Annotated in this window: 4 protein-coding genes; 2 read left to right on the forward strand and 2 right to left on the reverse strand. The window is 59.8% G+C overall.

What is annotated here, in order from left to right:
• Together B140_RS0111260 and B140_RS0111265 are read right to left on the reverse strand one after the other, a co-directional pair.
• Positions 1 to 612: helix-turn-helix domain-containing protein (locus B140_RS0111260; RefSeq protein ID WP_018119454.1), on the reverse strand; the 612-nt coding region annotated here is incomplete at its 3' end.
• Positions 612 to 947, reverse strand: a complete 336-nt coding sequence (locus B140_RS0111265) for a hypothetical protein (protein WP_018119455.1) — start codon at positions 945 to 947, stop codon at positions 612 to 614. The genes B140_RS0111265 and B140_RS0111260, both read right to left, overlap by 1 nt.
• 715 nt (positions 948 to 1,662) lie before the next feature.
• Here B140_RS0111265 and B140_RS14045 point away from each other — a divergent pair.
• Both B140_RS14045 and B140_RS14590 read left to right on the forward strand, forming a co-directional pair.
• Positions 1,663 to 2,001 (forward strand): hypothetical protein, encoded by a 339-nt coding sequence (locus B140_RS14045; RefSeq protein ID WP_156801799.1) that lies wholly within the window; start codon positions 1,663 to 1,665, stop codon positions 1,999 to 2,001.
• An 838-nt stretch (positions 2,002 to 2,839) separates the two neighbouring features.
• A complete protein-coding gene (locus B140_RS14590) occupies positions 2,840 to 2,968 on the forward strand; it encodes a hypothetical protein (protein WP_018119457.1) in 129 nt (42 codons plus the stop codon).
• Positions 2,969 to 3,285 lie beyond the last annotated feature (317 nt).

Genomic DNA, 3,285 nt, shown 5'->3' on the forward strand with positions numbered 1-3,285 from the left:
GGGGGAATCTTCCTCCCCAGGCGCGGTAGCGCCGCCCCCATCCGGGTTGGCGGGTGGTCCCTCGTCGTGGGGGAGGGAGGGGGAGGGGTTGGTATTTATGTTGGTCTTTCTAGGGGTGTCACCAGTGACACCCATACTCTGCGGGTTTTGACACCCATACTCGCCTTTGGGTGTCAAATTGGAACCCTTAGCGTGACCTGGGGTTTTAGGTTTGAGTGTCATTGTGACACCCAAAGGAGCCGCCGTGGGTTCTGGCTCCGTATCGTGGCTGTAGATAACCTCGTCTGCACGGAACTCCCCGCGATGGATGCCCGGGAGGTTGATGATGTACCGGTTGGTTGCCTGGCGGGCCTGGCCGCTGGCGTCGGTGTGCCACCTTTTCTCGACCTCGATGAGACCGATTTCTTGGAGGTAGTTCAGCTGGCGGAGCACCGTGGACTTCGACTGCGCGGTCCGGCGCACCAGCTCACGGATACTCGGCCAGCACTCGACCCGGCCGTCTGTGCGCCCTTTGGGGTCCGCGCGGTCTGCGAGCATCGCAAGGGTGAACTTCGGCCCGGGCTTGAGCACGGTCACCTGCTCGACGACGATGCCCATCTCTACGAAGCCCATTAGACGGCCCTCCCCGTGGTACGGCTGGCGATGCGCTGGTGCACGGCCTCCATGAACGGCTCTTCCGCCTGGGCGCTGCAAAGCACCGGCGCAGGGGTGACCACGCGGCCCGTGCTTGGTAGGAGACGGCGCTGGCGGAGGCGAATGCGCAGCTGCTCAGGGGAGAACCCGAAGAAGTAGTTGCTGGTGGCCGCAGGGATACCGGGGCGTCGTGTGTGCGGAGTGATCAGTGCTTCGGTGACCTGGTGTGCGTTGATGTACGAGCAGACAAGCGTGAGAAGCTGCTGCGGGAGATAGTGCTTGTTGATCTCGGTGCTAGGCGCGCTGAGGATCACTCCGCATGCTGGTGTTGGTGGCGGCGGGGTTACAGCCTCCCAGAGGGGCGTACCAGCCTGGGCAGAGACACGGCGTCCACAGCTGCGGGCAACATCAACGACGACCTCCTGATACTGATACGTCGATGATGTCGGAGCTGGCACGGCTGCGGCGATCTGCTGGATAAACCGCACCAACCTCGCCCCATAGGTGCGGTCGTGAGCATGGGTGAAAAGAACGTGGTGGGTGCGCCCAGACCCATCGTCGGTGGTGAGAACGTAAGGGTAGGTGCTCCACGGACTCGCCAAAACCAGCGCTGTAGCACAACACCCACAGCCCCTCAACGCCACACACAGCCTCCTAGCGCCTCACATCGGCAACGCCCGCACTACCGTCACGCCAACGTGTACACCTCCATGAGCTTCCAGAGCCCCGTATGCGCCTTTAGCGGGCCTGCTGACGGCCTGAAACTAGAAGCATGGGTCCAAAGTCGCCGCAAGGTGTGTGCACCCCACAGGGGCCACTAGCGCTACTTGACCGTTGACCAGAGGAGGTACCCACGGTGCAGGCGCTGTGGCAGCACCTCTTCACCCCAGTTCAACTGGGAAAATGCACCGAGTACCCCCCTGGGGTCAGGGGTACTTTTTGAATGGATGGTTTCATGAAATGTAGATAGTGATATATGCTCATATTGTGATCTAGCCTGTAGATTACAGATGAAGAAGGTGGTACCTCATGTCGTGGGCAAAATGTTTAAAGTACGCGGTTGAAAACAGGACAACGAGTGTGGTGGCTTGCCAGCTTGATACGTCGGAAGAGGTGATTGCTGGTTGGATGAACGGCGTTGTTCCTGACCCCCATACTGTTGTTGATGTCGCGCGAGTTCTACATCTGAAGCCTGTCGTTGCTTTGCTGTCCGCAGGTTTTGTGACGTATGAGAAGGTAGCCAAGTATCTATCTTTCGATGATGTTCTCGATTGGATTGAGATTCAACATATCGACGTCGAAGACGAGGTTGAGGTGAAGGAGACCTTGACTAAGATTCGGGATCTTCAACCGGAGGTTGTGGGCTAGGTATCGTAGTCTGTCCCCGTCGGAGAGGCTTTGTGGCCTGATACGGCGGGGTTTCTTTTTGCCTGTTGCGGATCTGAGGTTCTGGTGGGCGGGTAGCTGTCGTAGTTTGAGGGGGCGGCGTTAGCCGAAGCGGGGGTGCTCTGGCTGTGGCAGCTAAGCCTCCGTATACGGCTGCTTGCGGTGGGCCTGTTGAACTTTCTTAGGTCCTGGCCCGCGTGTCTCGGCGGCCAGGGGTTCGTCAAGGAGCTTCCGAACATGGATCTGTGACAGTGGGGGACCTGTTCAGCGCGGGCACGGGATAGGCTCTATCTGGCCGGGGTTTTCCCGGTTCCTCCTGGCGGCGCGTTCGTCTCCGCCGCCTGGCGGAGGTGCGTGCTCGCATGAGGGTTCACCTTCGGCTGTGGGGAGGAGGTGAGATTAATGGCCCACTATCACCGCGCACGCGGGGATAGAAGAAACCGCCGCTGGAGTATCAGCTCCATGCAGCGGTTCCTGGGGCGGCTGGCAGGAAACGTAATCGCAAGATTGATCGTCGAGGCGATTACCAACCTGCTCAGCTAGTCTCACAAGAGGTCTCACGTGCTTTCACCGGCGGTGAGGCCTCTCATCGTTTCGACAGTTGGGGGCTGTCGTTGCCCAGTATCGCTGGCGCTGCCGCGCTTCGTCAAGGAGCTTCCGAACATGGATCTGTGACAGTGGGGGACCTGTTCAGCGCGGGCACGGGATAGGCTCTATCTCACCGGGGTTTTCCCGGTTCCTTCATGCGGTGCGATACCTCCACCGCTAGGTGGGGCGTGCCGCATGGCTCGTTTTCTACCGTGGGAGGGAGGTGAGGTGAATGTCGCTTCCTGATAAGGGAAGCACCTGGAACGCGATTCGTGAGATTGCGCTCCAGGTGCTGGTGACGTTGATGGCCACTGAAATCGCGGGCATTGTCCGCGATGTGCTCTCGTGGCTACTCAACTAGCCTCACGGGAGGTCTCACTTGCTTTAGGCGGCGGTGAGGCCTCTCGCCGTTTTCGACAGTCGTAGGCGGGCTGTCGTTACCCAGTATCGCTGGGGTTGTCCTGCTTCGTCAAGGGGGCCGAATTCAATGTCCGTTACAATGGCACTCGGTCATGGGCGCGTCGGTGTCCTGGCCGTGTTCATCCCTTCAAGCGGCACTGAAGTTCCACGCCGCGCGAGGACCGGGGTGCCGTTGAAGGCCACCGCCTACGTAAGAAGGGAGGTGGAAGCGCAAGATGCTTGCTCGTAAAGAGAGAAGCCGCCGCGAGATTGTGGGAT

Origin of the sequence: Corynebacterium mastitidis DSM 44356 (genome assembly GCF_000375365.1) — a bacterium.
Classification (GTDB): domain Bacteria; phylum Actinomycetota; class Actinomycetes; order Mycobacteriales; family Mycobacteriaceae; genus Corynebacterium; species Corynebacterium mastitidis.